The sequence below is a fragment of the Cryptosporangium arvum DSM 44712 genome (genome assembly GCF_000585375.1).
In the GTDB taxonomy this organism is placed as follows: Bacteria; Actinomycetota; Actinomycetes; order Mycobacteriales; family Cryptosporangiaceae; genus Cryptosporangium; species Cryptosporangium arvum.
In genome coordinates, this window is record NZ_KK073874.1 from 161,039 (window position 1) to 187,396 (window position 26,358).

The following is a 26,358-nucleotide window of genomic DNA, read 5'->3' on the forward strand; positions in this document are numbered from 1 at the left end:
CCGGATGAGGCTGATGATAGCTGCGCCGAAAATGTGCGCAAGGCCACAATGGTAGGGCTAGCCCCCTGATACTTCGGTGTGTGATTGCAGGTCGGAGCCTTTTCGGCCGGCTCCCAGGGAGCGTGGATCCGCCTGTCGGGCCATCTTCTCGGACCCTTGGGCTGATCAGCAGTAGCCCTCTGGTACCGCTGGGGCGGCTGGGGGCTCTTCGCACCGGGTGGTTGGCTCTCACCACATCAGAGTTGACGTATACCGGCCCGGTTTGCTCATACGCCCGGGTATCAGCGTCAGTCCGTGACGGTTTGTGTACTCGTCGTTGAACGTTCACTCTCGAATTGCAACTTGCAAACGCACCAGAGGGGTGGACCTGATGTCGAAGCTGGGCGCTACCGATGTCTAGGCCGGCTACGGGAGGACGCGGCTCGGGCCCCAGATCACTCCGGAACCGGGGGATCCTCTCGTGTGGACGGGATACCGATCTGACGCCCGAACGTGCATCCGGTGGATTGCCACCGGTGGGCGCGCTGCCGCGAGTGTCGGCTGGGCGCTCGCGACTTCGGTGCGCTCCGCAGTTCCGGTGCGCCCGGTGAGTCGGGGTCACCACACGAACGTCTGGGTGACGCTGCGGGACATCCGCGAACGGATCCGTACCGCTGACGACGTCGCGCTGCTCGCCCACGCTCCTCTCGACCTGTACGACCTGCTGCGAGCAGTGGAGTCGGTACTGGCTCTGCACGACGGCGGTCAGCTGCCCAGCGACCCGGACGGTCGCTTCTACTGCACCGGCTGTCCGGAGACCCCGGCCGGGCGAGTGCCGTGGCCCTGCACCACCCGGACCGTGCTCGAGCGAGCACTCACCGGCAGCGAAGAACGGGTCTGAACGACCCCCTCGAACGTCGCTCGGATCGTCCACACGCGCCCCCGGACGGTCCTGGCGACCGGCGGAGCCGGTCGGACGGCGTGGACATGGCAGGCTCGGTGTGTGAGCAGCACCGAATCGCTTCGATCCACGCCGCCGACCGGCGACGTTCCCGCTACCTTCTCTCCCGACCAGCGCACCGTCGACTGGGCCGACGGCGCCGTCGAGCTCATCGACCAGACCGCGTTGCCTGCCGTCGAGCGACTGCTCCGGCTGGAGACGGTCGAGGACGTCGTCGACGCGATCCAGCGCCTCGCGGTGCGTGGGGCGCCGGCGATCGGCGTCGCCGGTGGGCTCGGCGTCGCGCTGGCGGTACGTACGCTGCCCGAGCCGAGTGCCGCGATCCGGGCGCTGCGTGACGCCCGGCCGACCGCGGTGAACCTCGCGCGCGCCGTCGACCGGGTCGCCGCGGTGGTGCCGGACGGGGCCGACGCCGTGCTCGCCGAGGCGCTCGCGATCCGCGACGAGGAGATCGCCAGCAGCGACTCGATGGCTGCGTACGGCGTCGAGCTGATCTCCGAGCTCTGCGCCGCGCAACCGCGCCTGTTGACGCACTGCAACACCGGCGGGCTGGCGACGGTGACCGGCGGCACCGCGCTCGGGGTGGTGTTCGCCCTGCACCGGGCCGGTCTGCTGGGCGGGGTGGTGGCCAGCGAGACGCGCCCGCTGCTGCAGGGCGCACGGCTCACCACGTGGGAGCTCGGTCGGGCCGGGGTCCCGTTCCGGCTCGCGGTGGACGGCGCGGGCGCCTACCTGATGGCGCGGGGTGAGGTCGACGCGGTGATCATCGGCGCCGACCGGATCTGCGCCAACGGCGACGTCGTCAACAAGATCGGTTCGTACGCGCACGCGCTGGGCGCGGCCCGGGCCGGTATCCCGTTCGTCGTGGTCGCGCCGGAATCCACGGTGGACCCGGCCACCCGCACCGGTGCCGAGGTCGAGATCGAGGACCGCGGGGGCGCCGAGGTGTCGGGGTTCGGGGTGGCCGCGGCCAACCCGGCCTTCGACGTCACGCCCTTCGACCTGGTCACCGCAGTGGTCACCGACCGCAGGGTGGTACGGTTCGCCGCCGGCCAGACCTGGGACGACGTACCGCTAGGACCGCTGCGGAGTTTCTCGTGATCCAGCTTTTGACCCCGGACGGTGTGCGCCGGGACGACGACAATTTCCCCCTCGACGTCACCCACGACGAGTTGCGCGGCATGTACCGCGACATGGTGGTCACCCGCCGGGTGGACGCCGAGGCCACCGCGCTGCAGCGCCAGGGCGAGCTGGGGCTCTGGGCGCCGAGCCAGGGGCAGGAAGCCGCGCAGGTCGCGTCGGTCCGGGCGTTCGCCGCGTCCGACATGCTGTTCCCCTCGTACCGCGAGCACGGCGTCGCGCTGGCTCGCGGTGTGCGTCCGGCCGAACTGCTCTCGCTGTTTCGCGGTGCGTCGCACGGTGGCTGGAACATCACCGAGCGCCGCCTGAACACGTACACGATCGTGCTGGCGGCCCAGCTGCTGCACGCGGTCGGGTACGCGATGGGCGTCCAGCGTGACGACGCGCGCGAGGTGGTCGGCGTCTACTTCGGGGACGGCTCCACCAGCCAGGGCGACGCCAGCGAGGCGATGAACTGGGCTAGCGCGACCGATGCCCCGGTCGTGTTCTGCCTGCAGAACAACCAGTACGCGATCTCGGTTCCGGTCGGGAAGCAGTCGCCGGTACCGCTCTACCGCCGAGCCGAGGGGTTCGGGTTCCCCGGCGTCCGGGTCGACGGCAACGACGTCCTGGCCGTGCTGGCCGTGACCCGCTGGGCGGTCGATCGCGCACGGGCCGGGGAGGGGCCGAGCCTGATCGAGTCGTTCACGTACCGGATGGGGCCGCACACGACGTCCGACGACCCGCGCCGGTACCGCGAGCCGGGCGAGTTGGAGCACTGGCGTGCGCTCGACCCGATCGATCGGCTACGCCGTCACCTGGACGCCGAGCAGTTGGCCGACGAGTCGTTCTACACCTCGGTCGAGGAGGACGCGACGACGGTGGCCGCGGCGGTGCGAGAGGCGTGTCTGGGACTGGAGCCGACGGGGCCGTTCCCGGTTTTCACGGCCGGGTAGCGCGTGCGGTGTCGGTGCCGATGCCGGTGAGGCGTCCGCCGGCGCGGCCGAGCGCCAGCAGGGCGTCCCGGGTGAGCGGGAGCTCGGTCCGCACCCGGTGCGGTGGCCACTCCGCGCGGATCGCCCGCGGACCCTCCAGCCACTCGGTCAGTGCACCGATCGGGTCTTCTCCGGTGAGCAGGGCCCGCGCCTCCGCCAGCCGGGCCTGCATCGCGTCCACCTCGGTGGTCAGCGCGGCCGCGTTCCCGCCGCACATCGCCGCGGTGAGCGCGGCCCTGGTCGCCGCGACCCGGGTGGCGTCCCGGAACGACCCGGCGCCCAGCCCCAGTGCGGCCGCGCCGATCGGCTCCGCGGCCGCTCCCGCGGTCAGCGATGCGGCGACCAGGTGCGGCAGGTGACTGATCCGGGCCACCGCCGCGTCGTGCTCGGCCGACGTCAGCGGCGCGACCTGTCCGCCCACCGCGAGGACCCAGCGGGCGACGTCCAGCCAGTCGGGGAGCGCGGTCTCGTCGTCCAGGCACAGCGCCCAGGCGCAGCCGACGAGTAGCTCGGCGTCGGCGGCGTCGAACCCCGAAGCCTCCTTGCCGGCCATCGGGTGCCCGCCCACGAAGCGGGTGCCCTCGCCCACCAGGGCCCGAACCGGCTCCTTCACCGACGTGACGTCGGTGAGCAAACCCCGGTGACCGACGTCGCGCAACGCGCCGAGCACCGCGGGGACAGCCGGCAGCGGCACCGCCAGCACGACCAGATCCGCGCCGTCCACCGCGGTCGCCAGATCGGCGGCGACCGCGGCCGGGCCGAGCCGTTCCACCGCCGCAGCACGCGTCCCCGGGTCCGCGTCGTACCCCACCACGCGTGCCGCGACCTGCGCGCTCACCGAGCGCAGCAGCACCGAGCCACCGATCAACCCGAGGCCGAGCACGGCCACCTTGTCCATCGCCACGCCAGTAGCAAACCACGACACTTCCTCGGTTCCCCGCCCCGCCAACTTGCGGTGATCTGTCGTAATCAGCGAGGGTCAAGGCCGGAAAAGCCGGGAGGAATGGGATGAAGCGAACAAAGGGTCGGCGTAATGGACGGCCTCCCCGCTCCGATGAAGCTCCACCGCCTGAACCCACCGAGCCCGAGCCCCGGCTGCTGTGGGGTGTCGACGCCGACGCCGTCGGAACCCTCTGCAGCATGCGGCTGGAGATCTCCTCGGCCCTGCTGCGACGCTCGGCGGACCGGTTCACCGGTCACGACGCGGTCGCCGACACCGCGCTGGTGCACCGCCTGACGTCGATCACGCCGGAGGTCGGCCTCGAGCTACCGGCCGACCGGATCGGGAACGCCGCGGAGCTGGTCGCCCACGCCACCGACGCCGACGTCCGGATCGGCGCCGTGCTCCCCGACGTCTCCGCCCGGCCGGGACGCCCGTTCCCCCTGTGCCACCCGGACGCCGACCTCTCCGCGCGCGCCCTTGCGGCCCTGCACCGCGCGGCGGGCGTCGCACTGGACGTGCGGGCCCGGCGCCTGGTGATCCGGCTCCACGACACCGCGCCCTACCCCGGCCGGGCCGAAGCGCAGCGTCGCCTCGACCAGCTCGCCGACGTCGTCACCGGGCTGCGTCGGCAGCTTCCGCCCGACCTCGCGGTGGTCGTCGACTACGCGATCACCGACCCGCAGCCGGTGCGCCGGGGGCGGCCGGACTGGCAGACCGCGCTCACGCTCGCGACCGCCGCCGGGCCGGGCACCAAGGTGCTGCTCGACCCGGCTCCGCTCGTCGACGAGGACCCCGAGCTGAGCATCACCACGCTCCGGGCCGGTGACCGGCTGGCCGGTGTCCTGTTGGGACGGCTGGTGACGATCGACCGGCCGTTCGCGCTGTTCCTCGCGATGATCGACGCCGCCGAGGGCGGTGTGCTGGTGCGGGGACGACGCTGCCCGGTGCCGTTCGTCGTCGCGCTGCCGCCGGGCCGGGCGCCCGGGATCGAAGCCGCGCTGCGTGCCGTCGGTGCGGTGCAGGAGGCCGCCGCCAAGGCCATGCTGCTGGACCGTTCCGCCTGGCGGGCCGCCCGCGCGGCCGGCGACGCCCGAGCCGCCACCGACCTACTGCTCACCGCCTACGAAACCGACGCCACGCCGCTGCTGACCGCGGTACGGGCCGCGCTCGGCGTACCGGCGGACGCGATCGCCTCCTACCGCGAACTGTGCCGGGACACCCACCGGGCGGTGGAGCGGCAGCGATCGCTGCTGCGGGCCGCGCTGCGCCAGGCCGAGACGTCAGTCGGCCTTGTCGGGGCCGGGCGGATCGTTCCGGCCGGTGGCGGCGGCCGGGCCGGGCGCTGGGCCCTGCGGGGGGTCAGCTGAATCTTCTGGAGCATCCGGGACGGCGGTGAGCGCCGAGAGGACGTCGCCGGTGGTGGCGGCCTGATCGAGCAGGTCGACGTCGGCCGGCTCGGGCGGCACCAGGACCTTCGTGGCGTTCGTCGTGTCGTTCGGGACAACCGGAACGACCTCGGTTGGCACGACCTCGGTCGGCACGACGTCGGTCACGGCGTTGTGCAGCTCCACCACGACGTTGCCGCTGACCTGTACCTGCAGTACCGACGCGGCGGCCGGCTCGCCGGCGACGGCAGGCAGGTCGGTGCCCGGAGCCGACGGCGGGGCCGCGTTCAGCAGCGCCCGGATGAACTCGTCGACCTCGCTGCCGGCCAGCCGGAACGTCGCCCGGCACTCGCCTTGACGCCAGATGCTCAACACGACGGTGGCGGCGCCGCGGTGACCGCTGACGCGCAGGGACCTTCCCTCGCCACGGGGATCGAGAAAGACATCACCCCGGTGCGGTAGCGGTAACACCTCGCCCATGCCTACAGAATGCCTAACGTGTCCACTCTTGACCAGAGTGTGAGCGTCGTAGGCTCGTTCCATGACGAGCGCGCAGCAATCCTGGGATTCCTCGGGCGCGTGGGACCCGGCTCCGCAGCGGCAGCCACCCGGTTACGTACCGCAACCGGCGCCGCCGCCGGTGCCGCGTCGGCCGCGATTCCGCGAGAGCGGGCCGGTGCGCTGGTGGGGCGTGCTGATCGGCGTGTGCGTCTCGCTCGTCTACTACGTGCTGGTCGGGCTGGTCTCGTGGAGCACGACGTCGCTGATCGGCCTGTTCCTGGCCGCCGTACTGCTGGGCGGTTCGGCGGGCACGGTACTGATCACCCGCGGTGACCGGGGCATGGGGGTGGGCGTGGCTGCCGTCTCCGGCGCCGCGCTCAGCGTCGCGATCACGGTGCTGGCCTGGAACACGTTCAACCTGGACCAGGCCTTCATCTAGAAGGAGCCCGGGCCGGCCGCCCGGGCTCCTTCCGACGTCCTACGACTCGTGCTCGGTCTTGTCGGAGCCCCACAGGGTGTGGAACGAACCCTCGGCGTCGACACGGCGGTACGTGTGCGCACCGAAGTTGTCCCGGAGGCCCTGGATGAGCGCGGCCGGGAGGCGCCGGCGACGCAACCCGTCGAAGTAGGCCAGCGACGACGAGAACGCCGGCGTCGGGACCCCCGCCTTGGCCGAGTCCGACACCACCCGGCGCCAGCTGTCGACCCCGTCGGACACGGCCTTCACGAAGTACGGCGAGGCCAGGAGCGTCGGCAGCTCCTTGTTCTCGTCGAACGCCTCCCGGATGCGGTCCAGGAAGCGCGCCCGGATGATGCAGCCGCCCCGCCAGATCGACGCGATCGCGCCGCGGTCGACGTCCCAGCCGTACTCGTCGCTACCGGCCTTGATCTGGTCGAAGCCCTGGGCGTACGCGACGACCTTCGACGCGTAGAGCGCCTTCCGGACGTCCTCGATGAAGCCCTCGCGGTCGTCCGCGGCCCACGCGAGCTCGTTGGTGCTCGGGAACACGTCGCGGGCGGCTTCCCGCTGCTCGGCGTGGCCCGACAGCGACCGCGCGAACGTCGCTTCGGCGATGCCCGTGATCGGGACACCCAGATCGAGCGCGCTCTGCACGGTCCAGCGCCCGGTGCCCTTCTGCTCGGCCTGGTCGAGGACGACGTCGACGAACGGCCGGCCGGTGCGCCCGTCGACGTGGGCGAGCACGTCGGCGGTGATCTCGATCAGGAACGACTCGAGGCTGCCCTTGTTCCACTCGCGGAAGATCTCAGCGATCTGGCCGGGCGTGGCGTCCAGACCGGAACGCAGCAGGTCGTAGGCCTCCGCGATCAGCTGCATGTCGGCGTACTCGATGCCGTTGTGCACCATTTTGACGAAGTGCCCGGCGCCGTCCGGCCCGACGTGGATGCAGCACGGCACCCCCTCGACGTTCGCCGCGATCGACTCGAAGATCGGGCCGAGCTTCTCGTACGAGTGCTTCGAACCACCGGGCATGATGCTCGGGCCCTTGAGCGCGCCTTCCTCGCCACCGGAGACGCCGGTGCCGGAGAAGTGCAGGCCGTGCTTCTTCAGCGCGTCTTCGCGCCGACGGGTGTCGGCGTAGTGCGCGTTGCCGCAGTCGACGACGATGTCGCCTTCCTCCAGCAGCGGGATGAGCTCGTCGATCACGTCGTCGGTCGGCTGGCCGGCCTTGACCATGACGATGACCGCACGCGGTCGCTTCAGCGAGGAGACGAAGTCGGCCATCGACTCGCTGGCCACAAACGTGCCCTCGTAGCCGTGGTCGGAGACGAGGGCCCGGGTCTTCTCCGGGGATCGGTTGTGGATGGCGACGGTGTGACCGTGCCGGGCGAGGTTTCGGGCGAGGTTTCGACCCATTACCGCCAAGCCGGTTACGCCGATGTCTGCCGTTGCTGTCATGTGGTCACCTCGTGCTCGTCATTCACCGGTCTGTGGGCTCGGTGTGGACTACGTACACGGTCTACCTCGCGTTCAGGGACTTCGGCAGGGGCGAACCGCTAAATACGTCGGACGTAACCGGACGTTGTGCCCACGGTTCTTGCATGAACGCCAGAATTCTGGGCATGGTCGACCTCATGAGCGGCGGCCAGGACATCGAGCGACTCGACCCCGAGCGGCGACGTCGACGCATCCAGCTACTCGCCGAGCTCGCGGAGGCGCGGGCGTTGCGCAACCGGGTGGCCCCCCGGCGCGCTCGCCACGAGCGCCAGCGGGACTTCATCACCAATCGCCGCCGAATGGCGTGAGAATAGCCACCTGACCGGTTTTTGGGTCCGGGGATGGGCTGGCGTCCGGAGACGCCGGGACCGATGCTGTGGACGTGTCGTATTTTGCTGCTGCCTTGGCCCGTCCACGCCAGGGATGGGTCGCCACCGAGCTCGACCTGGACGAGATCGAAGTCGCGGACGACGCCGCGGATCTGCTGCGCGAGGTCGATCCGGACGCCCCGCTGGCGCTGATGTTCGTCGAGGCCGACGACGAGTTCCTGGTCGTCTTCCGGTTGGACAACGGCGACGAGATGCGCATCTTCGCGTCGGACGCGTCGTTCGCCGAGGAGTCACGGGTCGGAGCGGTGCTGCTCGAGGAACTCGACGAGATCGACGTGGCCTCCTCTGACGACTCCGACGAACCCGAACTGGTCGGCGTGCCGGTCGGGGAGGCGGACTTGCTGGCTGATCTCGGGGTGTCGGCTCGTGATCTGTTGGCGCTGTGCGCGCACGAGGGGATGCTGCCGTCGGACGTGATGCTGGCGATCTCGCGCAAGATCGGCGGCGCCGAGGCGCTGACGAATCTCCGCGGCGAGTGAGCATGTCTCCGGGCGCCTTCTCCCGACCGACGGGCGTAGCTGCGGGGTCGGTGGGTGTCGTTCCGGGACGTGACGTGGATGCCATGCGCGCGGCGCTTGTGGTCGCCGAGGGCGCGTCGGCGTCCGGGGACGTGCCGGTGGGTGCGGTGGTGCTCGACGAGTCGGGAGCGGAGCTCTCACGGGCCTGCAACGAGCGGGAGGCGTCGGGTGACCCCACTGCCCACGCCGAGGTGCTGGCTCTGCGGCGCGCGGCCGGAGCGCGCGGCACGTGGCGGCTCGCCGGCTGCACCCTCGTCGTGACGCTGGAGCCCTGCACGATGTGCGCCGGGGCGCTGGTGCTGTCGCGGGTCGACCGCGTCGTCTTCGGCGCCTGGGACCCCAAGGCCGGCGCGGCCGGCTCCCTGTGGGACGTCGTCCGCGACCGACGTCTGAACCATCGTCCCGAGGTGCTGGGCGGCGTGCTCGAGGACGAGTGCGCCGCGCTGCTCGACTCCTTCTTCGCCGCCCACCGCCAGCCCTGATCCAGCGGCCCGGGAGGCGATTCGGACCGCCGGGCCGGATCCGGTATCGTCTTCGGCGGTGGCGTGTCCGAGCGGCCGAAGGAGCACGCCTCGAAAGCGTGTGAGGGGGCAACTCCTCCGTGGGTTCAAATCCCACCGCCACCGCCAGCAAGTCCCGCCCGGCAGGTCCACAGAGACCTGACCGGGCGTTCGTCCGTTTGCGGTCGGGCGTGCCTGGGATGGCTGATCGGTCAGTGGCGTGTGGTCAAATCATAGAAGTGCCCCCAGAGGACGAGTACCGCCGTAACGGCGAGCACTACTGTCAAAATGACAAGTTTCACCGCGTCTGAGTAAGAATTGAAGATCGAGTACCGCGTTTCAAGAAGTAGAAGGCCATAGATCGGCGCTCCAGGAAGAACTCGGAGGGCGATAAATCGAGCGGTGGTCCTGAATGCGCCTTTACATCCGGCAGAGAATTCGGACCTGTTCCCGACGGGAACAGCTATGGCGAAAGTGATCGCGGAGGTAACGATCAGAGCAATACCCACTGCGATCAGTATGGTCCGAGCGCCGGCTGATGCCAGCTGAAGGAAGTCCGCAGCCAGGCTGACCGTGGACAGCGCGAATCCCGCGACCCCGATGCCGGTCGCAGCACGTCTCCTGCCGTCTCGAGGGCCGCTCGTCGAGCGATCACTCGTCATCGTGTCTTCCACGGTTCCCCCTAAGAATGCTTCCCTGTTCCTGATTCCGAGCTTATTTGAATTGCCGCCCCACCTAGCGGTGCGAGGAAGGAGTTCGGAGCGATCGGCGGGCGAACGAGAGCCCTCGTGCTGCCGGGGACGGCGACTCGTCTTCGAGCAGCAGGCCAGCCAGATACCCGGCCGCAAATGCATCGCCGGCGCCGGTCGGGGTGACTATCTCGGCCGGTGACAAGGGCTCGTGGTCGGTGAACTGAACCCGGCCGTCGCGGAACTCATGGATGCCCTCGGGGCTTTTCACGATGGTCACGCCTGCGTTCGGGCCCAGCGCCTCGAATTCGGTCATGTTCAAGAACAGGTAATCGGCCTGGTCGATCAGGTCGCGGACTCCACGCTCCGGTCGACCCTTCGGCCCGGAACACGAACCCGTGGTCGACGCCGAGCTCGTCGAGACGCGGCCAGCGCAACCACCGTGTTGAACGCCGATCCGCCGAGGACCGGATCCCCACCCAGCATCGGCGCGATGACCTCGGCCGACGTTCGTCCCTCCGCACCACGCGCCACCGGCAGTCCGGCCGACGGAGCGCGGACGACGTGGTCGAGGTTCAGCGCCCCGATTCCGATCACGTCCACGAACCCACCGTAGGTGGCACGTTTCGGGGAGAAACCCAGGCGACAGCGCCGAAAGGATCGGACTTGTCCGCGGCGCTGCCAGTCCTCGATGTCAACGGGGGAGGGCTGACGGCGCCGCGGACGTCTGACGTCTAGCCGGTAGGGGTATATGTCCCTTAGATGCCGGTTAAGGGGTGCCGATGGTGGAGCAGGTTTTCGCGCCGAAGTCTCAGTACCGGCAGATCGCCGACCTGCTCCGGGAGCGTATTGAAACCGGCTTCTACCTGCCCGACGATCCGCTCCCCAGCGAGCCGGAGCTGGCCTCCGAGCTGGGCGTCTCGCGCGTGACCGTCAACAAGGCGATCAGCCTGCTCCGTACGGCCGGCCTGGTTCGCGTCCGGCGCGGGTCCGGCACGTACGTCCGCAGCACCCCGCGGATCACCCGCGACGCCCGCTACCGCTACGCCAACCCGCGCGCCGCCGAGCTCGAGGGCCGGGCGCTCGGCCTCTCGCCCCGCGCCGAGTGCACCGAGGTGAGCAAGGTCGAAGCGTCCACCGAGGTCGCCGTCGCGCTCGGCATCGACGCGGGTGACCCGGTCGTGGTGCGCCACCGCCGGCTGTTCGCCGACGACGAGCCGACCCGGCTCGCCGACGCCTACCTGCCCTGGGACATCGCCGAGGACTCCGGGCTCCTCGAGCCCGACGGCGCCGAACTGCTCGAGTCCGACGTCGGGAGCGGCGCCGTCTACGCGTATCTGGCCGAGCGGGGGCACGGCCCGGCCCGGTTCGACGAGGACGTGACCGTGCGGGTGGCGTCCGACGCCGAGGCCCGCGCCCTGGACCTGGAGGACGGCCAGCCGGTCATTCACATCACGCACGTCGCCCGGGACGCCGACGATCGCCCGGTCGAGGTCGCGCTGCACGTCATGCCGGCGCATCTGTGGCGGCTGCACTACGACTGGTCCGCACTGCGGGACGACGAATACGGGGCCGAAAACGACGACTAATCCTGGTTATACGAACCGCGCAGAATAAACCCGGTAAACGGTCATCCGGGCGTTTATTGAATTACTGCCTGTGAAGAGGCTGTGGCTCCGCCAGGATCGGGGCGGTCAGCAGTCGACCCTCGCTGAGCACGGAGGCTTTTATGGGACGACGCTCAGCACTGGCTGTCGTCGGGATCGCCTTAGCCGGGCTGATCTCGCCGGCGCTGGTGTCACCGGCCGTCGCAGCGCCACTCACCGCGCCACAAGCGCAGGCACCCGCCCCGATCACCTGGACGGCGTGCGCCACCGAGACCTACCCGACGCTCCAGTGCGGCAAGGTCTCCGTCCCGCTCGATTACGACAACCCGAGCGGCCGCAAGATCACTCTCGCGGTTTCTCGCATACCGCACACTGCGGCCAAGTCGCAGGGTGCCTTGCTCGTCAACCCTGGTGGTCCTGGTGGTTCCGGGCTCTCGCTCGCCGGTTTCGTCGCCAAGAACCTGCCGAAGGACGTCGCGGCCCAGTACGACGTCATCGGGTTCGACCCGCGTGGGGTCGGTAAGAGCGAACCTGCTCTGAACTGCGCGGAAGGCTTCTTCAAGCCGGTCCGGCCCGACTCGGTGCCGAAGACCAAGGCCGACATGGAAGCCAACCTCAAGCGGGTGAAGAGCCTCGCCGCCAAGTGCGGGGCGAAGTACGGCAGCCTGCTGAAGTACATCGACACGCTCAGCGCCGTGAAGGACATGGACCAGATCCGTCTGGGCCTCGGCGCGAAGACGATCAACTACTTCGGGTACTCGTACGGCACGTACCTCGGTGCGGTCTACGCGAAGCTGTTCCCGAAGAACGTCCGCCGCATGGTGCTGGACAGCGTCGTCGACCCGACCGGCGTCTGGTACGAGGACAACCTGCAGCAGGACTACGCGTTCGACGCCCGGCACGAGGCGTTCGCCGCGTGGGTGGCCAAGCACGACGCGAACTACCACCTCGGTACGTCCGAGGACGTCGTGCTGGAGAAGTGGTACGCCACGCGGGCCGCGCTGAAGGCCAAGCCGGCCGGTGGGGTCGTCGGGCCGTCGGAGTTCGAGGACACCTACATCCCCGGTGGCTACTACAACGGCTACTGGCCCTTCCTGGCCGACGCGCTCGCGGCTTACGTCAACAACAAGGACGAGGCGGCGCTCGTCGACGTCTTCGAGGCGTTCGGCGCGGTCGACGCGAGCGGGGAGAACGGCTTCAGCATCTACGCCGCGGTGCAGTGCCGCGACGCGAAGTGGCCGAAGAACTGGTCGACGTGGGTCAACGACAACTGGGAGGTGTACAAGAAGGCACCGTTCATGGCGTGGAACAACGCCTGGTACAACGCTCCCTGCGCGTTCTGGCCGGTCAAGAGCCTGCACCCGATCGACGTCTCGAACTCGAAGGTCGAGTCGGTGCTGATCTTCCAGGCGACGGACGACGCGGCGACGCCGTACCCGGGTGCCGAGGTCGTGCGGCGCAAGATCAAGAACTCGCGGCTGGTCGTCGAGCAGGACGGCGGCAACCACGGCATCACGTTGAGCGGCAACGCCTGCCTCGACAAGTACCTGGCCGACTATCTGGCGACCGGGGCACGACCGGAGGGCTCGGGCATCGTCGACGCGACGTGCGCCGCGCTGCCCGACCCGGAGCCTCCGGCGGCGACGGCGCAGGCCGGTTCCACGGCCAAGGCGGCGTCCCGGGCGGGCCGCGGCACGCTGCATGAATATGTTGCTACTCGCCCGGTAGAGTAGAAGCTTCACTTTTCGGGCATTCTGAGCACGGGCGACAATGTAGTCGCCCGTGCTCAGGGGGTCCGCATGATCTCTCACATCAACTGTGTCGTCCTCTATGTCCGTGACCAGCAGCGGTCGCTCGAGTTCTACGTCGACACGCTGGGTTGGGAACTACGCACGGACGCATGGATGGCTGACGGCACTCGCTGGATCGACGTCGCGCCGCCGCACGCGCGCACCCGGGTCGCGCTCATCGCTCCGCCCGGCGGATACGTCTTCCCCGACACCGCGGCCGCGCCGTGCACCCTGACCACCGAAGACGCCCAAGCGACGTTCCACGACCTCAAGGGGCGGGGCGTCGAGGTCACCGAGCCGGTGGTGGAGGCGTGGGCGACCTACCTGACGGTCACCGACCCGGACGGCTACGTCTACGTGGTGGGCGAGAACCACGACTGAGGCGCAGCCGCCTCGATCGCGGTGCCGCCGGGCAGTTAACGGATCGCCCGCTTGTCCGGCAGCCGCAGGACGTGGTCGCGGATGTCGCCGCCGACGCCTGTCGACAATGTCTTGCCGGCGGCGTGCAGCTCCCGCACGGCGGCCCTGATCTGGGCCGTGTCGGCGGTGCCGAACAGCCCGTCGAGCACCTCGCGCGGCCGGTCGGAGATGCGGAACTCGCCGACCCGGCGCCGAGTGGCCAGCAGGTTCTTCTTGAGGCTCTCGACGACGGCGCGCTCCTCGTGCTGCTCCGCCCCGACCGCCAGCCGCTCGGCGCTCTGCAACCCTTCGACCACCAGCTGGGCTTTCGGGGACTTCGCCGCGCCGGCCTGACGTAACGTGCGGCGCCAGCCGCGACGAGCGCGCGCCACGGCGTCGGCGAACGCCCACGCGCCGTGCGGCTGCTTGGTGATCAGGATCAGCCAGAACACCGGTTCGTCGTTCGGGTTCACCCGGACGGCGGCCGGCCAGGCGCGCCCGGGCAGGGCCGCCTCGAGTCGACGCAGATAGCCGCGCACCGCCGCTCCGGGACCACCGGAGTGGAACTCGGTGCGCCACTCCGGCCCGAAAGCGCGATCGAGCTTGTCGAGCGCGGTCTGCGACCGCCCGTTCCCGACGAGGTTCGCGGCGGCGCGCTTGATCGCGTCCGCGCGGATGAACGCGATGACGTCGCTGCTCGGCCACCGCCCGGCGCGCGGGCCGGAGAGCAGCGCGGTGAGGTCGGCCAGCGGGAGCGTTCCGGAGGTCACGTCGAGGATCAGGAGCAGTGCGGCCTGCTCGGCCTCGGTGAGCAACTCGGGGAGTGCGCCGACGACGGTGCCGCGCCGGGCGTCGAGATCGGCCGCCAGCAACGGTTTCAGCGCGGCCGGACTTTCGTCGAAATGAATGAGCTTGGCTTCGGGGAGATCGCCGACGGCGAAGGCGCCCGCAGGAGCGGTGATCACGACCGGCGGCGCGGTGACGCGACCTTTTGTGGCGGTACGTAACCAAGAATTGAGATAAGTGCCGAAGAACTGCTGCAGCAACAACGCCGAGGACTGCCGCGAGGCCACGAGCACGTCACTACTTTCCCATGGTTCACGGGAGCTGTGCTGCTCGACTCAGCGGTATTGACGCTGGGACATCAAGGCTGCAATCTCTACCGAGCAACTAGGTCTTATCTATTCTGGGGAGATGCCGTGATTTCGCGCCGCCAACTGTTGGCAGGCTCCGCTTCGCTCGGGCTGCTGGGTGCGCTCGCGGCTTGCGGCGACGACGACTCGGAGGCCAGTGGCACCGACGGCGTCGCCAGCACGCTCCGGCTGGGCCACTTCCCGAACCTCACCCACGCGACCGCGCTCGTCGGGATCCAGAACGGCCTGTTCGCCAAGGCACTCGGCAGCCAGACCAAGCTCGAGACCAAGCAGTTCAACGCCGGTCCGGCCGCGATCGAGCAGATCTTCGCCGAGGGCCTCGACGCGACCTACATCGGTCCCAACCCGACGGTCAACGCGTTCGCGAAGAGCAAGGGCGAGGTGATCCGGGTCATCGCCGGCTCGGCGTCCGGCGGTGTCGCGTTCGTCGTCAAGAAGGGCATCACCGAGGCCAACCTCAAGGGCACGAAGATCGGCACGCCGCAGCTGGGCAACACCCAGGACGTCGCGTTGCGGTACTGGCTCAAGGAGAAGGGCCTCACCGCGACGAAGGACGGCGGCGGCGACGTCAAGATCCAGCCGCAGGAGAACGCCCAGATCCTGGAGAAGTTCACCGCCGGTCAGCTCGACGGAGCCTGGGTGCCGGAGCCGTGGGTGAGCCGCCTGGTCTCCGCGGGCGGCGAGGTCCTGATCGACGAACGCGACCTGTGGCCGGGCAAGCGGTTCGTCATCACGAACCTGATCGTGCGCACCGAGTACCTGAAGAAGTACCCGAAGACGGTCAAGGCACTGCTCCAGGCGCACGTCGACGCGAACGACTCGATCAAGAGCGACGCGGCCGGCGCGCAGAAGGCCGTGTCCGAGCAGATCGGCAAGCTGACCGGCAAGCCACTCAAGCTCGACCTCATCACCAAGGCGTGGCCGACGCTGGAGTTCCTCAACGACCCGATCGCCTCGTCGCTGATCACCGGCGCGAAGCACGCCGAGGAGATCGGCCTGCTCGACAAGGTCGACCTCGACGGCCTCTACGACCTGAAGCTGCTCAACGAGGTGCTCGCCTCCAAGGGGGAGACCGCGGTGAAACAGTCGTGACGGTCGCCGTCGATCTCCGTGGCGTCTCCAAGCGCTACCCGGGCGGAACGGTCGCGCTCGACGGCGTCGACCTGGCCGTGGAGCCGGGCGAGTTCGTCTGCCTGGTCGGTGCGTCGGGCTGCGGCAAGTCCACGCTGCTCAACCTGGTCGCCGGGCTCGACTCGGCGACCGCCGGTTCGATCGAGGTCGACGGTGGACGGGCCGCGTTCATGTTCCAGGAGCCGGCGCTGTTCCCCTGGCTCAAGGTCGGACAGAACGTGGAGGTGCCGCTCAAGCTGCGCGGCGTCGGGCGGGCCGAGCGCCGGGCCCGCGCGGCCGAGCTGCTGCAGACCGTGCGGCTCGGCGACGTCGTCGACAAACGTCCGCACGAGCTTTCCGGCGGGATGCGCCAGCGCGTGGCGCTGGCCCGCACCCTGGCGCACGACGCCAGGGTGCTGCTGATGGACGAGCCGTTCGCGGCGCTGGACGCGATGACGCGCGACGCACTGCACGACGAGCTCGAGCGGGTGTGGCTGGAACGCAACCTCACGGTGCTGTTCGTCACCCACAACGTGAGCGAGGCCGTGCGGCTCGGCGACCGGGTCATCCTGCTGGCCAGCCGGCCCGGGAGGGTGATCGAGGAGTTCGAGGTCGAAGCGCCCCGGCCGCGGCGACTGGATTCGCCCGACGTCGCCGCGCTGGCCGGACGGGTGACCGAGCGGTTGAAGGAAGAGGTGCGGCGTCATGTCCACTGACGTCTCGGTTTCCGACGAACTCGCCGGGCTCGACGCGCTGGAGGCGGTGCCGGAGCGCGGCGACCGTGGCCGGCGCCTCTGGCGGAGCACGTGGCCGAAGTTGCTGGCGATCGTCATCGGCATCGCGTCCTGGCAGATCGTCGTCGAGACCGGCTGGCGGCCACGCAGCATCCTGGCGCCGCCGACCGAGGTGTTCCCTTCGCTGTGGGACATGCTCACGACGGGCACGTTCTGGGGCCAGGTGGCCACCACGATGCAGCGTGCGATCCTCGGGTTCGCCGTCGCGGTCGCGATCGGCCTGGTCATCGGGTTCGCGGTGGCCCGGTTCGCGGTGCTGCGGGCGGCGTTCGGGTCGCTGATCACCGGTCTGCAGACGATGCCGTCGATCGCCTGGTTCCCGCTGGCGATCGTGCTGTTCCAGGGCGGGGACGCGGCGATCTTCTTCGTGATCGTGCTGGGCGCCGCGCCCTCGGTCGCGAACGGCGTGCTGGCCGGCGTCGACTACGTGCCGCCGTTGCTCGTGCGCGCCGGTCGCAACATGGGCGCGAGCGGGTTCGGTCTGTACCGGACCGTGATCGGCCCGGCGTCGTTCCCGGCGATCCTGGCCGGGCTCAAACAGGGCTGGGCGTTCTCCTGGCGGAGCCTGATGGCCGGTGAGCTGATCGTCCCGATCGGTGAGGCCGGCGGGCTCGGCACGTTGCTCACCGTCACCCGGGAGTTGTCCGAGTACGCCCAGATGTTGGGCGTCATGATCGTCATCCTGGTCATCGGCATCATCGCCGACGGCGTGTTCAGCTGGGCGAACAACGCGCTCCGGCGCCGCTGGGGACTGTCCTGACCAGCGGTTGTCGCTGGCCGTAGCGGGGATCATTCCGGAGTGTTCCGGCAAATCCCATGCATTCGGTCGGGGGTGAGTGGGACGCGCGGCCCGCGAACCGGCATGATGGTCACGTGCAGATATCGGCTCGGGCGGAGTACGCGGTACGCGCGATGTTGGCGCTGGCCGCGAACGATCCCACGACGTCAACTGCCCAGGCTCTCGCGGACGAACAGGGGCTACCGCGGAAGTTCCTCGAGGCAATCCTCTCCGACCTCCGTCGGGGCGGACTGGTGCGCAGCCAGCGCGGCGCAGAAGGTGGGTACCGGCTGGCGCGTCCGGCCGACTCCATCGCCATCGGCGAAGTGCTCCGAGTAGTCGACGGGCCGCTGGCCGGTGTTCGCGGTGAGCGCCCGGAAGCCGCGGTTTACGCGGGGGCGGCGCAGAACTTGCAGACCGTGTGGGTGGCGGTGCGGGCCGCGGTGAGGAACGTGCTGGACGAGGTGACGTTGGCTGACGTGTTGTCGGGCAATTTCCCGTCGCACGTGAGCGAGATGGTGGCGGCTCCGGGGGCGTGGGCGCCGCGCTGAGCCAGTGGTCCGGGTCGTTCGCGCTGGGTGGGTGCCGTCAGGCGCCGGCGTGGTCGGCGCCGGCGAGCGCGTAAGCGGACGCGGTCTCGATGGGGCGCGGGCGCTCGACCGAGCCCTGCTCTTCCCACTCGATCCGAGCGGCCAACTCCAGGTACCGGTCGACGTCGTAAGCGCTGTCGATCGAGTTGCCGTACATGGTGACCTCCGCCGTTGGGGGATGTTCGTCGTCTGCGTCACACTTAACGGCCGCGAAAGTGCTCAAACGGGTTCGCTGGGGTTGCGAACCGGTAGCAGCCGCTTCTGTCGCGACGCGAACACTCGCTGCGTGCCCCGCACGAACGACGCGCAAGCACGAACACCGCACTCTGGTGGCAGCCGACGGGCCGGGACCCCCACCCCGACCCGACGGTGCGTCAGGGGTGGCGCAGGGTCCGGCCTTGATGCCCGGGGCCGGACCCGGCGACCCCGGATCTCCAACGCTGCTCGACGGTGTTCGCGGGCGTCCGTAATCGTCCGGACCCGCAGCTCGATCGATCCTCCGGACGTTCCCGAACTGCCATACCCGCGCGTCCAGCGGCGGCGTCTCGTCACTACCTCTCAGTCGCGCACGAACGGCCGCTTCGCCAGGCGCTGCAGGTCGGAGAACAGCGGAATCGGCCTCGGCGCTTCGCCGAACCGCCAGAGGGCCAGCGACCGCCCGCCATCGACCGACGCCACCGCCGTGTCGTCGTCCCAGATCGGCGTCTGGTTCGGGATCTCGGTGTCCGTGCGCCGGACGTCGTCGAGGTCGGCGGCGATCGTGAACAGCGCCCCGCCGTCGCTCTCCGCGTCGAGGTCGAAGAAGTACCGGCCGCTCGGCGAGAGCGTTCCGTAGCCGCTGCCCCAGGCCAGTCCCAGGTCGCAGCGCCGCGACTCCACTGACAGGTCCTCCGGGCGCAACAGCGCGAGGCAGCCGGTCCGATCGTCCACCGAACCCTGGCGCACGATCCCGAGCAACCGGGTGCCGCCGAGCACCGGCCCGTGGACCTCGACGACGGTTGTGGTCCAGCGCGGCGTGAACGCGTCGTTCACGTAGTCCCACACCGCGAAGCGGGGTGCGACGTACTCCTGGTCGTCGCCGCCGCAACACGAGCCGTCCACCTTCATCACCAGATGGTTCCCGGCGAACGTCACCGGCCTCGCGCCGTACCTGGAGCGCGCTGTGTCGCGACTGACCAGCCGTCCGTCCCGGATCGTGCCCACCGTGACGCCGTCCCCGCCGGTCAGCGCGATCCGCGTGCCAGTGGTGTCGACGACGTAGGCGTCGACGTCGGTGGCGAGCGTCTTGACGGTGCCGGACGGGTCGATGAAGCTCAGCGTCCCGGTGCGGGACGCGCGGGCGCGCGGGAGGCTCACCCATCCGCCCTTGACCTCGGTGACCTCGGCGGACGTCGCCGTCAGGTTCAGCGGCACGGTGATGTCGCGGGTCATGGTGCGCAGGTGGCGGCCTTTGACCGCGGTGAGGTCGACGGGAGCGCCGTGGCCCGCCGCGGTCGACTGCGACGCCGCCGCGGTCGATTGCGCCGCGGTCGATTGCGCCGCGGTCGACGGCGACGCCGCTGCCGTCGACTGCGACGCGGCCGGCGGCAAGGGCCGCGCGTGGTCCGACGCCGACCGGCCCAGCAGCGCACCGGCCAGGATCACGGCGACGGCGGCGACGGCGGTCGCTCCGACGGCGCCCAGCTGGCGGCGACGACGCGCCGACTCTCCTCGCTGGACCAGGTCGTCGACCTCGAACGACGAGTGTCCGGCGTCCTCCGCTCGCGCCTGGAGCGTCCTGCGCATCAGGTCCTCCATCCGGTCGCTCACCGGTGTCCTCCTCGCGTCGGCTCCGGCAGGTCGAGGTGCATCCGCATCGCGGCGAGCGCGCGGGAGGCGTGGCTCTTGACCGAGCCCGCCGACATGCCCAGCGTCCGGGCGATCTGGGCCTCGCTCAGGTCCTCGTAGAACCGCAACACCAGCACCGCCCGCTGCTTGGCCGTCAACCGGCCGAGCAGCCGCCACATCGCGTCCCGTTCGGCGTGGTCGGCCGCCGGGTCGGCGTCGTGGCGCGCGTCCGGCACCTCGTCGCTGGGGCGCTCGCCCCGCCATCGCCTGCGCCACCACGACACCGCCGTGGTGGCCATCACCTGCCGGACGTAGGCGTCCACGGCGTTCTTGTCGCGGATGCGGTCCCAGGAGACGTACGTCTTGACCAGTGCGGTCTGCAGGAGGTCTTCGGCCTGCCCGCGGTCCCCGGTCAAGAGATAGGCGGTGCGCAGCAGCGCGGCTCTCCTACCCGAGACGTAGTCCCGGAACGCCACCTGAGCGTGCGCGTCCATCGAACTCCCTCCGCGAGTGCGTCCGTGTGGTGGACGCGTCGGGAAGCACTCCCGGTTGACGTGTTCGACGACGAGTTCAGCGTTCCAGCGGAACCGCGACCACACCCGGGATCACGGGGGTCTCCGCCTCGTCGAGCATCGCCGCGCGGCTGGGCGACGCCGAGGACGACCGCGCTCCCGTCGAGAGCCGCGGCGATGGATTCCGGGTCGCGGACGTCGGCGTCCTCACGCACGAGCAGCACGGGCGCGATCGCCGCACGCATCGCACCCGCTACGCGCGTGCGGCGTCCCGGCCCGGTCGAGCCTGGCCGGTGCCGACCAGCGCGGCCGCCGGGTCGGTCTTCGCGGAGACGCGCAGCGGTTCGCCGTTGAGGAACGCGCCGCCGGCGACCGCGGTGAACGTCTCGCCGACCATCGGCGCGGGCGGGAGGGCGAGCACGGGCCGACCGTCGCGGACGAGGCTGATCCTGATGTTCCACTCGGGTATGCCGCGCACCGCGTTGACGTCGCCGCCCACCGGATCGACGACCCACCAGTTCCCGTCGGCAAAGGTCCGGTGCCGTGTTCGTCGGTGTTCCAGCCGGAGCCGGGTAACGCGGCGGCCAAGGCCGGTCGGAGCACGTCGACGGCAGCGTGGTCGTCGGCGCGGACAGCGGCGGTCAGTGCGCTCAGGTCGGCCGCCGTGCCTGCCGCGAGAAGTGAAGTGGTCATGCCACCGAGTTCTCGTCTCCGATCCTAGGCTGAGCAAGTTGCCAAGCAGGTTGGATCAGCGCTCTGGGGCGCCTCCGAGGTGGCCGACGCAGGCTCCCACAACTAAATGAGACGGAGACCGGCTCCGAGTGAACGACGAAGGCCCGGTCCATCCGTGGACCGGGCCTACGTTTTGCCTGGTCAGCCAGGCTGGCGGAGGATACGAGATTCGAACTCGTGAGGGGTTGCCCCCAACACGCTTTCCAACTCCGCGCCTGGCCGTCCGCCGGGGTTCGTCGACGTTCGCGATCAGGCAGAACGTGGCGGACGAGTCGTCGACGGACGCCGCTGAACGACGGTGAATGAGACCAGAATTGAGACCACGGAGCGTACGGCTCAGCGCCGGCTGACACGAGGAGCCGCCACGCCTAGAGTGTGCGTAGAGGCGCCCGCCGCGCGGTTGGTGAGGGGAGGGGCAGTGAGCGCAGTACCCGGTCGTCCGCTGTCTTCCGATCGACCCGAGCCTGCACACCCGTTGAGAACGATCAGGGAGATCAGGACGTCCCTGCCGGAGAAGCAGCGCGAGCACTTCGACGCCGAGCTCGCCGACACCGATCTTGATGCTCTGCCGGACGTGCTGCGACGCTGGGCTGTCATGGGTAACGACGGATTCGTGGATTTCCTGCAATCCACGCCGTTCGAGGGCCTGGAGTTCGGCGAGCGTTCGTACGACGACGCCAACAGCCAGTGAACTACTTACTCGACACCAACGTCATTGCTGAGCTCACCACACGGCCCCGTCCATCTCCGGCGGTGGTGGCCTGGGCTCGTTCTGTTCCGGCTCCGAGCCTCTACGTGAGTGTCGTCACCCTTGCCGAGATCGAACTGGGTATTGCCGCCGTCCTCGACCTAGACCGTCGTGCCATTTTCGAGCGGGCGCTCGTCGGTATCAGGCACGAATACAAAGATCGGATTGCCGAGATCGGAGAGGCGGAGGCGCTTGCCTACCTCACGATCCACAAGCGGTTGAAGAGTGCCGGGACGCCTATCGACCCGCCGGACGCGCTCATCGCCGCGACGGCACTCGCCAGGGGCTGGACGCTGGTTTCTCGCAACGTCAAGCATCTCGCCCGGACGGGCGCACTCGTGATGAATCCCTGGGATCACGACATCACCGGCCGTGAGTGACGGCATCGGCGGGACCATTCCGACGACTCGAGTTCGCCGCATCGATCGCGGAATCGCCGAAGCGCGAGAGAAGTCGCCCGCCGTCTGAGACGGAAACCGAGACGGACCTTAGCTGCCGAGAACGACGAAGGCCCGGTCCATCCGTGGACCGGGCCTACGTTTTGCCTGGTCAGCCAGGCTGGCGGAGGATACGAGATTCGAACTCGTGAGGGGTTGCCCCCAACACGCTTTCCAACTCGGCGCGTGACCGTCCGCGCACGTTCGCGGGCGTCCGTGGTGCCGGTCAAGCAGGGCGCGCGGACGTCCCCGGACGGCGTTGAACGCTGACGAACGAGACCACAACTGAGACCACAGACGGCACGTGGATCCTGCACGCGGTGCGGTTGGTACACGTGTTCGGCGGGTCGGCTTGACCATGTAGTGATCGGCGTGCAAAATTGCGCCCGTGACCCAACACCGCTCACCGGCGCTCGTGTACTACTACCAGACCCACGCTGCTGACCTGGCCGTTGTCCACGGTCTCCTGTGGGAAGCCGTCCCTCAGGCTTACCGCACGTGCAGCGACTTCGGTTCTCCACAGGAGTTGGCAGGCGGCACTCTGGGAACCATGGTGAGGGAGTACGTTCACCTGGGTGCGAAGCGACTTCAGGAGCCGGGCTTGAAGACGCTGACTCTCAGTAGCGGGCGCAATAGGAGCGTTGTCTTGGGTGACAACCGCGGGGTCGCCGTTCGCGTTCGCAAGCAGCCGATCGACTGGAAGCGTCGGACGCTGGTCGCGCTGCCCATGCTGGGACAGGAGCTGTTGCTGCCGGACGAGGAGCAGCTCAGCCTCTTCGCCAACGAGACCCCCGCCGGCGGTCAGGGCATCACAGTGCTGTGGAAGCCCAACCCCCGAAAGGTCGAACTCAGCCGTGCCGTGCTGGCGCTCGTGCACGACATCGAGAATTCGAGCAAGACCCGGGTACTCGACTTTGTCGATTTGCCCGACCCGAAGGTCGACATGCTCGGCGGCGTACAAGTTCCATCTCAACCGGAGCCCGGAGACTATGAGGAATTCTTCGGGGACGCGTCTGGAATCATTGGGCCAGACTCCGCGTAATTCGGTCTGCACATCGCTGGCGGTGAAAAACCATAATGGAAAATAGAGTCTACGGCTTCCGGGTTCGCCAGGCCCGGACACTGCGAGGTCGCCCTAGTGGTGACCTCGCTAAAGCTGTTGGGTGGTCGCCTTCAAAGCTTTCTCGTGTAGAGGGCGGCGGCATCACTGACGTTAATGATGCGGACTTCGAGGTTCTTGTAAAAGAACTTCGCTACCCACCGCAGTTCTTTATCACAGACGGATTGAACCTCCGTGGTGAAGACCTTCTGTTCCGAGCGCCAAAGTCGACTCCTAAGCGAGAACGGCAGTTCCTTGCAGATTTCGCTGCGGTCACTGGTGACATGCTGACTTGGCTAGATCAGCATCACCGTCTACCTAACGTCACAATTCCTGCGGCGGATTTGTTCTCCGGACGTTCTGGCTCGATGAGAGATTATCGAGACATCGCTGAACTCGCCCGTAGGGCGCGAGAGGCATTGCGTATTGACCCTGGCGTGCCCGCTCCGTATCTGACATACGAACTTGAGCGCGCCGGGATAGCTGTCGTGGTGAGAGGGCGTCGTCCTTCCGACGACCCAGACGCTTGGGACACCGACGCCGCTTTCTCGGAGAAGCACCTCGGCTATTCGATCTGGGTCGGAGACCATCGGGATCGCCCCGCCATTGTTGCGAGGGCATTGGATTCGTGGGAGCGAACTCGATGGACGCTAGCCCATGAACTCGGCCACCTCGTTCTACACACAGATGCATCAGCGGAATTTGTAGAAGACGAGGCGTCGCTGTTCGCATCAGAGTTTCTCGCTCCTCTGGACGTTATTAGATTTGAGCTCCCGAAGGTTCTGACGCTGAGCGGACTCATCCCTATTAAACTCAAGTGGGGCATATCGCTGTACGCCCTACTCCGGCATTTGCTCCGTGCTGATCTTGTAAGCGAAGACCGATACAAGAGCATGACGGATCAACTGCACGTGCGAAAGAACCCTGACACGGGTCGGACCTGGAGACGGGATGAACCGGGTTGGGACGCTCGTGACCCGGAGAGGCCTGCACTCATCAGAACGTGGCTTGAGCGCTGCATAGGAACTTCCGATCCGAACGCCCTCCAACTGATGTCAGAGCGGTGGCCGGCTGACTTCTTTGAGGAGGTGCTCGCTACCCAGAGGGCGACTGCTCGGCGGGTGAGCCCGGTGCCGCTCAAGCAGCCAGCGCCTACTTCGGCTCCGGTGGTCAACCTAATGGACCGGCGTCGGCGTGCTTCGGGATAGGTGCTGTGAGCCTTGCCTGCCGGTATGGGCAAGGCTCACAGCGCCCATGCGCTCACAAGCAATCGGCTATCTCCTGCATGGACCATGTGACGGCGTCTGCGCCGGATTCGATTAGAGCCTCGAACTTTCCTGCACGGTTGGCGAACCCTACAGTGCGAACTCCGGCGGCTCGCCCGGCCTCGATGTCGCTGAGTGAGTCTCCGACAAATACGCAGTCTGCGGGGTTCGCACTAAATTCGTCGGCGGCGTCCAGGACAGCGTAAGGGTGTGGCTTCATCAGCTCTGGATGGCCTTTTCGGCGTCCAATGACTGCCCAGACGTATCCGTCAAGCGACGCTTGTTTCAGGAAGACGTTAATCGCATCCGAGGAATTATTGCTTACCACTGCTAGTGGTCGCGCTAGACGATCTGCTTTTCGTAGGATTTCCACAACCCCTGGCGTAGCTTGCGCCGTTCTAACGGCCTTAGTCTCTTCAATTATCAGTGTCGACTCGACAACTGATGCGATCGAAGGATCCGCAACTGTTGCGGACCACGAAAGCACGGCCAGCGGATCTCTCTCGGACTGTATGGCCTCCGGAATTGTGGCCCCGGATGCCTCAGCCATATCTCGCAGTTGAGCCGCTACCCGCCAAGCTGAGTAATTCTCGAATACCCCACAGATCGGCCCGTCAAAGTCGAGCAGTATCGGGCCGCTAGATCCGATCGCTTCTCGCAAGGTGTCAGTCACTGTTCGTACTCGTATGCGATCGTGCTCCACACGGAGTCGAACCACTGCCGGGATGCCGCCACGAATTGCGCACCGTCGGAAGTATCATCTTCGGTAATGACATAGTGAAACAGTGGTACATCTTTACCCATGAGGTCGAATATCTCTGTCGACTCGCCCTTTAGGCTAACTGCCCGCCGAATAACCGGGTAGAAGCCGTAGAAGACTTCATGCTGGTTAAGTACGTAGAGCTTGAATAGCGGCGCTGCCCGGTGCAGGCGAACGTCGGCGCTCGCCGATTTCACCAAACCCAATTCCTGTAGCTCGCTGACCTGATCGAGAATTCCGTCGGCGGCGCGGCGAGTGATGCGGGCCGCCCGTTCACGGACCCGGGGGTCGTCGGCGCCCTCTGCGCTAGCTGGCAGTGGTCCCGGTGCGGCCATGTCCGAGAGCAACACACGGACTGCGATGGACTCGGGGGCGTGTCGGCCGGCTCGGACCTTGTCGAGCGCTTCCGCCATCGCATCGCGCAGCGTCTCGCCCGAGAACCCCGCGAAGTCGATCGACACGTGCGGCTGTTCGAACGCTGCCTCGATGTGGGGGCGCAGCTCGACTGCGCGCTGTGTTTGGGCTCGCACGAACGCGCCGCTGCCTTGCCGGGTGACGATCAGATGATCCGCTCGCAGGAGGTCAAGCGCGCGCTTGACCGTCTCCCGCGCTACCTCGTAGCGGCTGGCTAGGTCTGGCTGCGAGGGCAGGCGCTCGCCGGGCTGGAGCTTGCCCGTAAGGATGGCCGCCCGCAGCTTGTTGGCGATCTGCTGCGATGCCTGTTTGGGGTCATCTGGGTCCAGATGGCCGAGAAAGTCATAGTCGCTGGGCACGCCGCCAGCCTACAGATGACTAGCCATGTAAGGAAGGTTGAGCAAAC

Annotated in this window: 31 protein-coding genes and 1 tRNA gene; 20 read left to right on the plus strand and 12 right to left on the minus strand. The window is 68.4% G+C overall.

Annotation, left to right across the window (positions count from 1 at the left end; all coding sequences use genetic code 11):
• Positions 1 to 586: 586 nt before the first annotated feature.
• The 3 genes from CRYAR_RS00760 to CRYAR_RS00770 all read left to right on the plus strand — a co-directional run bounded on the left by CRYAR_RS00760 (position 587) and on the right by CRYAR_RS00770 (position 3,015).
• Positions 587 to 880, plus strand: coding sequence for a hypothetical protein (locus CRYAR_RS00760; protein ID WP_157017200.1), 294 nt, complete (start codon positions 587 to 589; stop codon positions 878 to 880).
• 102 nt (positions 881 to 982) lie between these two features.
• Entirely contained in the window at positions 983 to 2,041 is a 1,059-nt protein-coding gene (mtnA, locus tag CRYAR_RS00765; protein WP_084699863.1) for an S-methyl-5-thioribose-1-phosphate isomerase, read from the plus strand.
• The gene (locus CRYAR_RS00770) at positions 2,038 to 3,015 is read left to right on the plus strand and encodes a thiamine pyrophosphate-dependent dehydrogenase E1 component subunit alpha (protein WP_051569552.1); all 978 of its coding nucleotides are present in this window, start codon (positions 2,038 to 2,040) and stop codon (positions 3,013 to 3,015) included. The genes mtnA and CRYAR_RS00770 overlap by 4 nt, the downstream gene beginning before the upstream one ends.
• On the opposite strand, the gene CRYAR_RS00775 is transcribed toward CRYAR_RS00770, so the two are convergent.
• Positions 3,002 to 3,952 (minus strand): prephenate dehydrogenase, encoded by a 951-nt coding sequence (locus tag CRYAR_RS00775; protein ID WP_051569553.1) that lies wholly within the window; start codon positions 3,950 to 3,952, stop codon positions 3,002 to 3,004. The genes CRYAR_RS00770 and CRYAR_RS00775 overlap by 14 nt on opposite strands.
• A gap of 242 nt (positions 3,953 to 4,194) precedes the next feature.
• On the opposite strand from CRYAR_RS00775, the gene CRYAR_RS00780 reads away from it, so the two are divergent.
• On the plus strand, positions 4,195 to 5,364 hold the full coding sequence (locus CRYAR_RS00780; RefSeq protein ID WP_035847589.1) for a hypothetical protein: 1,170 nt from the start codon (positions 4,195 to 4,197) through the stop codon (positions 5,362 to 5,364).
• Here CRYAR_RS00780 and CRYAR_RS42465 read toward each other — a convergent pair.
• Positions 5,278 to 5,862, minus strand: a complete 585-nt coding sequence (locus CRYAR_RS42465; RefSeq protein ID WP_051569554.1) for a hypothetical protein — start codon at positions 5,860 to 5,862, stop codon at positions 5,278 to 5,280. The two genes, CRYAR_RS00780 and CRYAR_RS42465, sit on opposite strands and share 87 nt — an antisense overlap.
• 61 nt (positions 5,863 to 5,923) lie before the next feature.
• Between CRYAR_RS42465 and CRYAR_RS00790 the strand changes: the two genes are divergently transcribed.
• A complete protein-coding gene (locus CRYAR_RS00790; RefSeq protein ID WP_157017202.1) occupies positions 5,924 to 6,322 on the plus strand; it encodes a hypothetical protein in 399 nt (132 codons plus the stop codon).
• Positions 6,323 to 6,361: 39 nt separating this feature from the next.
• Here CRYAR_RS00790 and gndA read toward each other — a convergent pair whose 3' ends face one another.
• Positions 6,362 to 7,801 carry an NADP-dependent phosphogluconate dehydrogenase gene (gene gndA / locus CRYAR_RS00795; protein WP_035847591.1) on the minus strand — a complete coding sequence of 480 codons (1,440 nt, stop codon included), beginning with the start codon at positions 7,799 to 7,801 and terminating at the stop codon, positions 6,362 to 6,364.
• A gap of 143 nt (positions 7,802 to 7,944) precedes the next feature.
• Between gndA and CRYAR_RS44480 the strand changes: the two genes are divergently transcribed.
• From CRYAR_RS44480 to CRYAR_RS00815, 4 genes are all read left to right on the plus strand, one after another.
• Positions 7,945 to 8,148, plus strand: coding sequence for a hypothetical protein (locus tag CRYAR_RS44480; RefSeq protein ID WP_157017204.1), 204 nt, complete (start codon positions 7,945 to 7,947; stop codon positions 8,146 to 8,148).
• A 74-nt stretch (positions 8,149 to 8,222) separates the two neighbouring features.
• Positions 8,223 to 8,708, plus strand: coding sequence for a tRNA adenosine deaminase-associated protein (locus tag CRYAR_RS00805; protein ID WP_035859922.1), 486 nt, complete (start codon positions 8,223 to 8,225; stop codon positions 8,706 to 8,708).
• Between the two features lie 83 nt (positions 8,709 to 8,791).
• Positions 8,792 to 9,229, plus strand: coding sequence for a tRNA adenosine(34) deaminase TadA (tadA, locus tag CRYAR_RS00810; protein ID WP_035847599.1), 438 nt, complete (start codon positions 8,792 to 8,794; stop codon positions 9,227 to 9,229).
• 57 nt (positions 9,230 to 9,286) lie between these two features.
• Positions 9,287 to 9,376: transfer RNA gene (locus CRYAR_RS00815), tRNA-Ser, on the plus strand.
• A gap of 606 nt (positions 9,377 to 9,982) precedes the next feature.
• On the opposite strand, the gene CRYAR_RS00820 is transcribed toward CRYAR_RS00815, so the two are convergent.
• Both CRYAR_RS00820 and CRYAR_RS00825 read right to left on the minus strand, forming a co-directional pair.
• Positions 9,983 to 10,252, minus strand: a complete 270-nt coding sequence (locus CRYAR_RS00820) for a PfkB family carbohydrate kinase (protein WP_035847601.1) — start codon at positions 10,250 to 10,252, stop codon at positions 9,983 to 9,985.
• 29 nt (positions 10,253 to 10,281) lie between these two features.
• Positions 10,282 to 10,539 (minus strand): hypothetical protein, encoded by a 258-nt coding sequence (locus CRYAR_RS00825; RefSeq protein WP_035847602.1) that lies wholly within the window; start codon positions 10,537 to 10,539, stop codon positions 10,282 to 10,284.
• Positions 10,540 to 10,718: 179 nt separating this feature from the next.
• Between CRYAR_RS00825 and CRYAR_RS00830 the strand changes: the two genes are divergently transcribed.
• The 3 genes from CRYAR_RS00830 to CRYAR_RS00840 all read left to right on the plus strand — a co-directional run bounded on the left by CRYAR_RS00830 (position 10,719) and on the right by CRYAR_RS00840 (position 13,714).
• Positions 10,719 to 11,525: a GntR family transcriptional regulator gene (locus CRYAR_RS00830; RefSeq protein ID WP_063725849.1), complete on the plus strand. Its 807-nt coding sequence runs from the start codon at positions 10,719 to 10,721 to the stop codon at positions 11,523 to 11,525.
• A gap of 140 nt (positions 11,526 to 11,665) precedes the next feature.
• On the plus strand, positions 11,666 to 13,276 hold the full coding sequence (locus CRYAR_RS00835; RefSeq protein ID WP_035847605.1) for an alpha/beta hydrolase: 1,611 nt from the start codon (positions 11,666 to 11,668) through the stop codon (positions 13,274 to 13,276).
• A 66-nt stretch (positions 13,277 to 13,342) separates the two neighbouring features.
• Positions 13,343 to 13,714, plus strand: coding sequence for a VOC family protein (locus CRYAR_RS00840; protein ID WP_035847608.1), 372 nt, complete (start codon positions 13,343 to 13,345; stop codon positions 13,712 to 13,714).
• Between the two features lie 35 nt (positions 13,715 to 13,749).
• Here the strand turns inward: CRYAR_RS00840 and CRYAR_RS00845 are convergent, their stop codons facing one another.
• Entirely contained in the window at positions 13,750 to 14,811 is a 1,062-nt protein-coding gene (locus CRYAR_RS00845) for a class I SAM-dependent methyltransferase (RefSeq protein WP_157017206.1), read from the minus strand.
• Between the two features lie 120 nt (positions 14,812 to 14,931).
• Here CRYAR_RS00845 and CRYAR_RS00850 point away from each other — a divergent pair, with 120 nt between their 5' ends.
• The 4 genes from CRYAR_RS00850 (at position 14,932) to CRYAR_RS00865 (ending at position 18,119) form a co-directional block, all read left to right on the plus strand.
• Positions 14,932 to 15,978, plus strand: coding sequence for an ABC transporter substrate-binding protein (locus CRYAR_RS00850; RefSeq protein ID WP_035847615.1), 1,047 nt, complete (start codon positions 14,932 to 14,934; stop codon positions 15,976 to 15,978).
• Positions 15,975 to 16,712, plus strand: coding sequence for an ABC transporter ATP-binding protein (locus CRYAR_RS00855; RefSeq protein WP_035847620.1), 738 nt, complete (start codon positions 15,975 to 15,977; stop codon positions 16,710 to 16,712). Before CRYAR_RS00850 ends, CRYAR_RS00855 begins: the two co-directional genes overlap by 4 nt.
• Positions 16,702 to 17,550 carry an ABC transporter permease gene (locus tag CRYAR_RS00860; RefSeq protein ID WP_035847626.1) on the plus strand — a complete coding sequence of 283 codons (849 nt, stop codon included), beginning with the start codon at positions 16,702 to 16,704 and terminating at the stop codon, positions 17,548 to 17,550. Before CRYAR_RS00855 ends, CRYAR_RS00860 begins: the two co-directional genes overlap by 11 nt.
• A 113-nt stretch (positions 17,551 to 17,663) precedes the next feature.
• Positions 17,664 to 18,119 carry an RrF2 family transcriptional regulator gene (locus tag CRYAR_RS00865; protein ID WP_035847628.1) on the plus strand — a complete coding sequence of 152 codons (456 nt, stop codon included), beginning with the start codon at positions 17,664 to 17,666 and terminating at the stop codon, positions 18,117 to 18,119.
• Positions 18,120 to 18,156: 37 nt separating this feature from the next.
• Here CRYAR_RS00865 and CRYAR_RS46670 read toward each other — a convergent pair whose 3' ends face one another.
• The 4 genes from CRYAR_RS46670 to CRYAR_RS50555 form a co-directional block, all read right to left on the minus strand.
• Positions 18,157 to 18,315, minus strand: coding sequence for a hypothetical protein (locus tag CRYAR_RS46670; protein ID WP_157017208.1), 159 nt, complete (start codon positions 18,313 to 18,315; stop codon positions 18,157 to 18,159).
• Positions 18,316 to 18,716: 401 nt separating this feature from the next.
• A complete protein-coding gene (locus tag CRYAR_RS00870) occupies positions 18,717 to 19,967 on the minus strand; it encodes a hypothetical protein (protein ID WP_035847630.1) in 1,251 nt (416 codons plus the stop codon).
• Positions 19,964 to 20,479 carry a SigE family RNA polymerase sigma factor gene (locus CRYAR_RS00875; RefSeq protein ID WP_035847631.1) on the minus strand — a complete coding sequence of 172 codons (516 nt, stop codon included), beginning with the start codon at positions 20,477 to 20,479 and terminating at the stop codon, positions 19,964 to 19,966. Before CRYAR_RS00875 ends, CRYAR_RS00870 begins: the two co-directional genes overlap by 4 nt.
• Before the next feature lie 271 nt (positions 20,480 to 20,750).
• The gene (locus CRYAR_RS50555; RefSeq protein WP_051569556.1) at positions 20,751 to 20,996 is read right to left on the minus strand and encodes an inositol monophosphatase family protein; all 246 of its coding nucleotides are present in this window, start codon (positions 20,994 to 20,996) and stop codon (positions 20,751 to 20,753) included.
• Positions 20,997 to 21,647: 651 nt separating this feature from the next.
• Between CRYAR_RS50555 and CRYAR_RS00885 the strand changes: the two genes are divergently transcribed.
• The 4 genes from CRYAR_RS00885 (at position 21,648) to CRYAR_RS51165 (ending at position 24,721) form a co-directional block, all read left to right on the plus strand.
• Positions 21,648 to 21,920 carry a hypothetical protein gene (locus tag CRYAR_RS00885; protein WP_051569557.1) on the plus strand — a complete coding sequence of 91 codons (273 nt, stop codon included), beginning with the start codon at positions 21,648 to 21,650 and terminating at the stop codon, positions 21,918 to 21,920.
• On the plus strand, positions 21,917 to 22,357 hold the full coding sequence (locus tag CRYAR_RS00890; RefSeq protein ID WP_035847633.1) for a type II toxin-antitoxin system VapC family toxin: 441 nt from the start codon (positions 21,917 to 21,919) through the stop codon (positions 22,355 to 22,357). The genes CRYAR_RS00885 and CRYAR_RS00890 overlap by 4 nt, the downstream gene beginning before the upstream one ends.
• Before the next feature lie 445 nt (positions 22,358 to 22,802).
• Positions 22,803 to 23,456, plus strand: coding sequence for a hypothetical protein (locus CRYAR_RS00895; protein WP_035847635.1), 654 nt, complete (start codon positions 22,803 to 22,805; stop codon positions 23,454 to 23,456).
• A gap of 425 nt (positions 23,457 to 23,881) precedes the next feature.
• The gene (locus CRYAR_RS51165) at positions 23,882 to 24,721 is read left to right on the plus strand and encodes an ImmA/IrrE family metallo-endopeptidase (protein ID WP_425389384.1); all 840 of its coding nucleotides are present in this window, start codon (positions 23,882 to 23,884) and stop codon (positions 24,719 to 24,721) included.
• Positions 24,722 to 24,773: 52 nt separating this feature from the next.
• On the opposite strand, the gene CRYAR_RS51170 is transcribed toward CRYAR_RS51165, so the two are convergent.
• Both CRYAR_RS51170 and CRYAR_RS00900 read right to left on the minus strand, forming a co-directional pair.
• Positions 24,774 to 25,496 (minus strand): HAD family hydrolase, encoded by a 723-nt coding sequence (locus tag CRYAR_RS51170; protein WP_425389361.1) that lies wholly within the window; start codon positions 25,494 to 25,496, stop codon positions 24,774 to 24,776.
• Positions 25,448 to 26,311, minus strand: coding sequence for a GntR family transcriptional regulator (locus tag CRYAR_RS00900; RefSeq protein WP_035847636.1), 864 nt, complete (start codon positions 26,309 to 26,311; stop codon positions 25,448 to 25,450). The genes CRYAR_RS51170 and CRYAR_RS00900 overlap by 49 nt, the downstream gene beginning before the upstream one ends.
• Between the last annotated feature and the right edge of the window lie 47 nt (positions 26,312 to 26,358).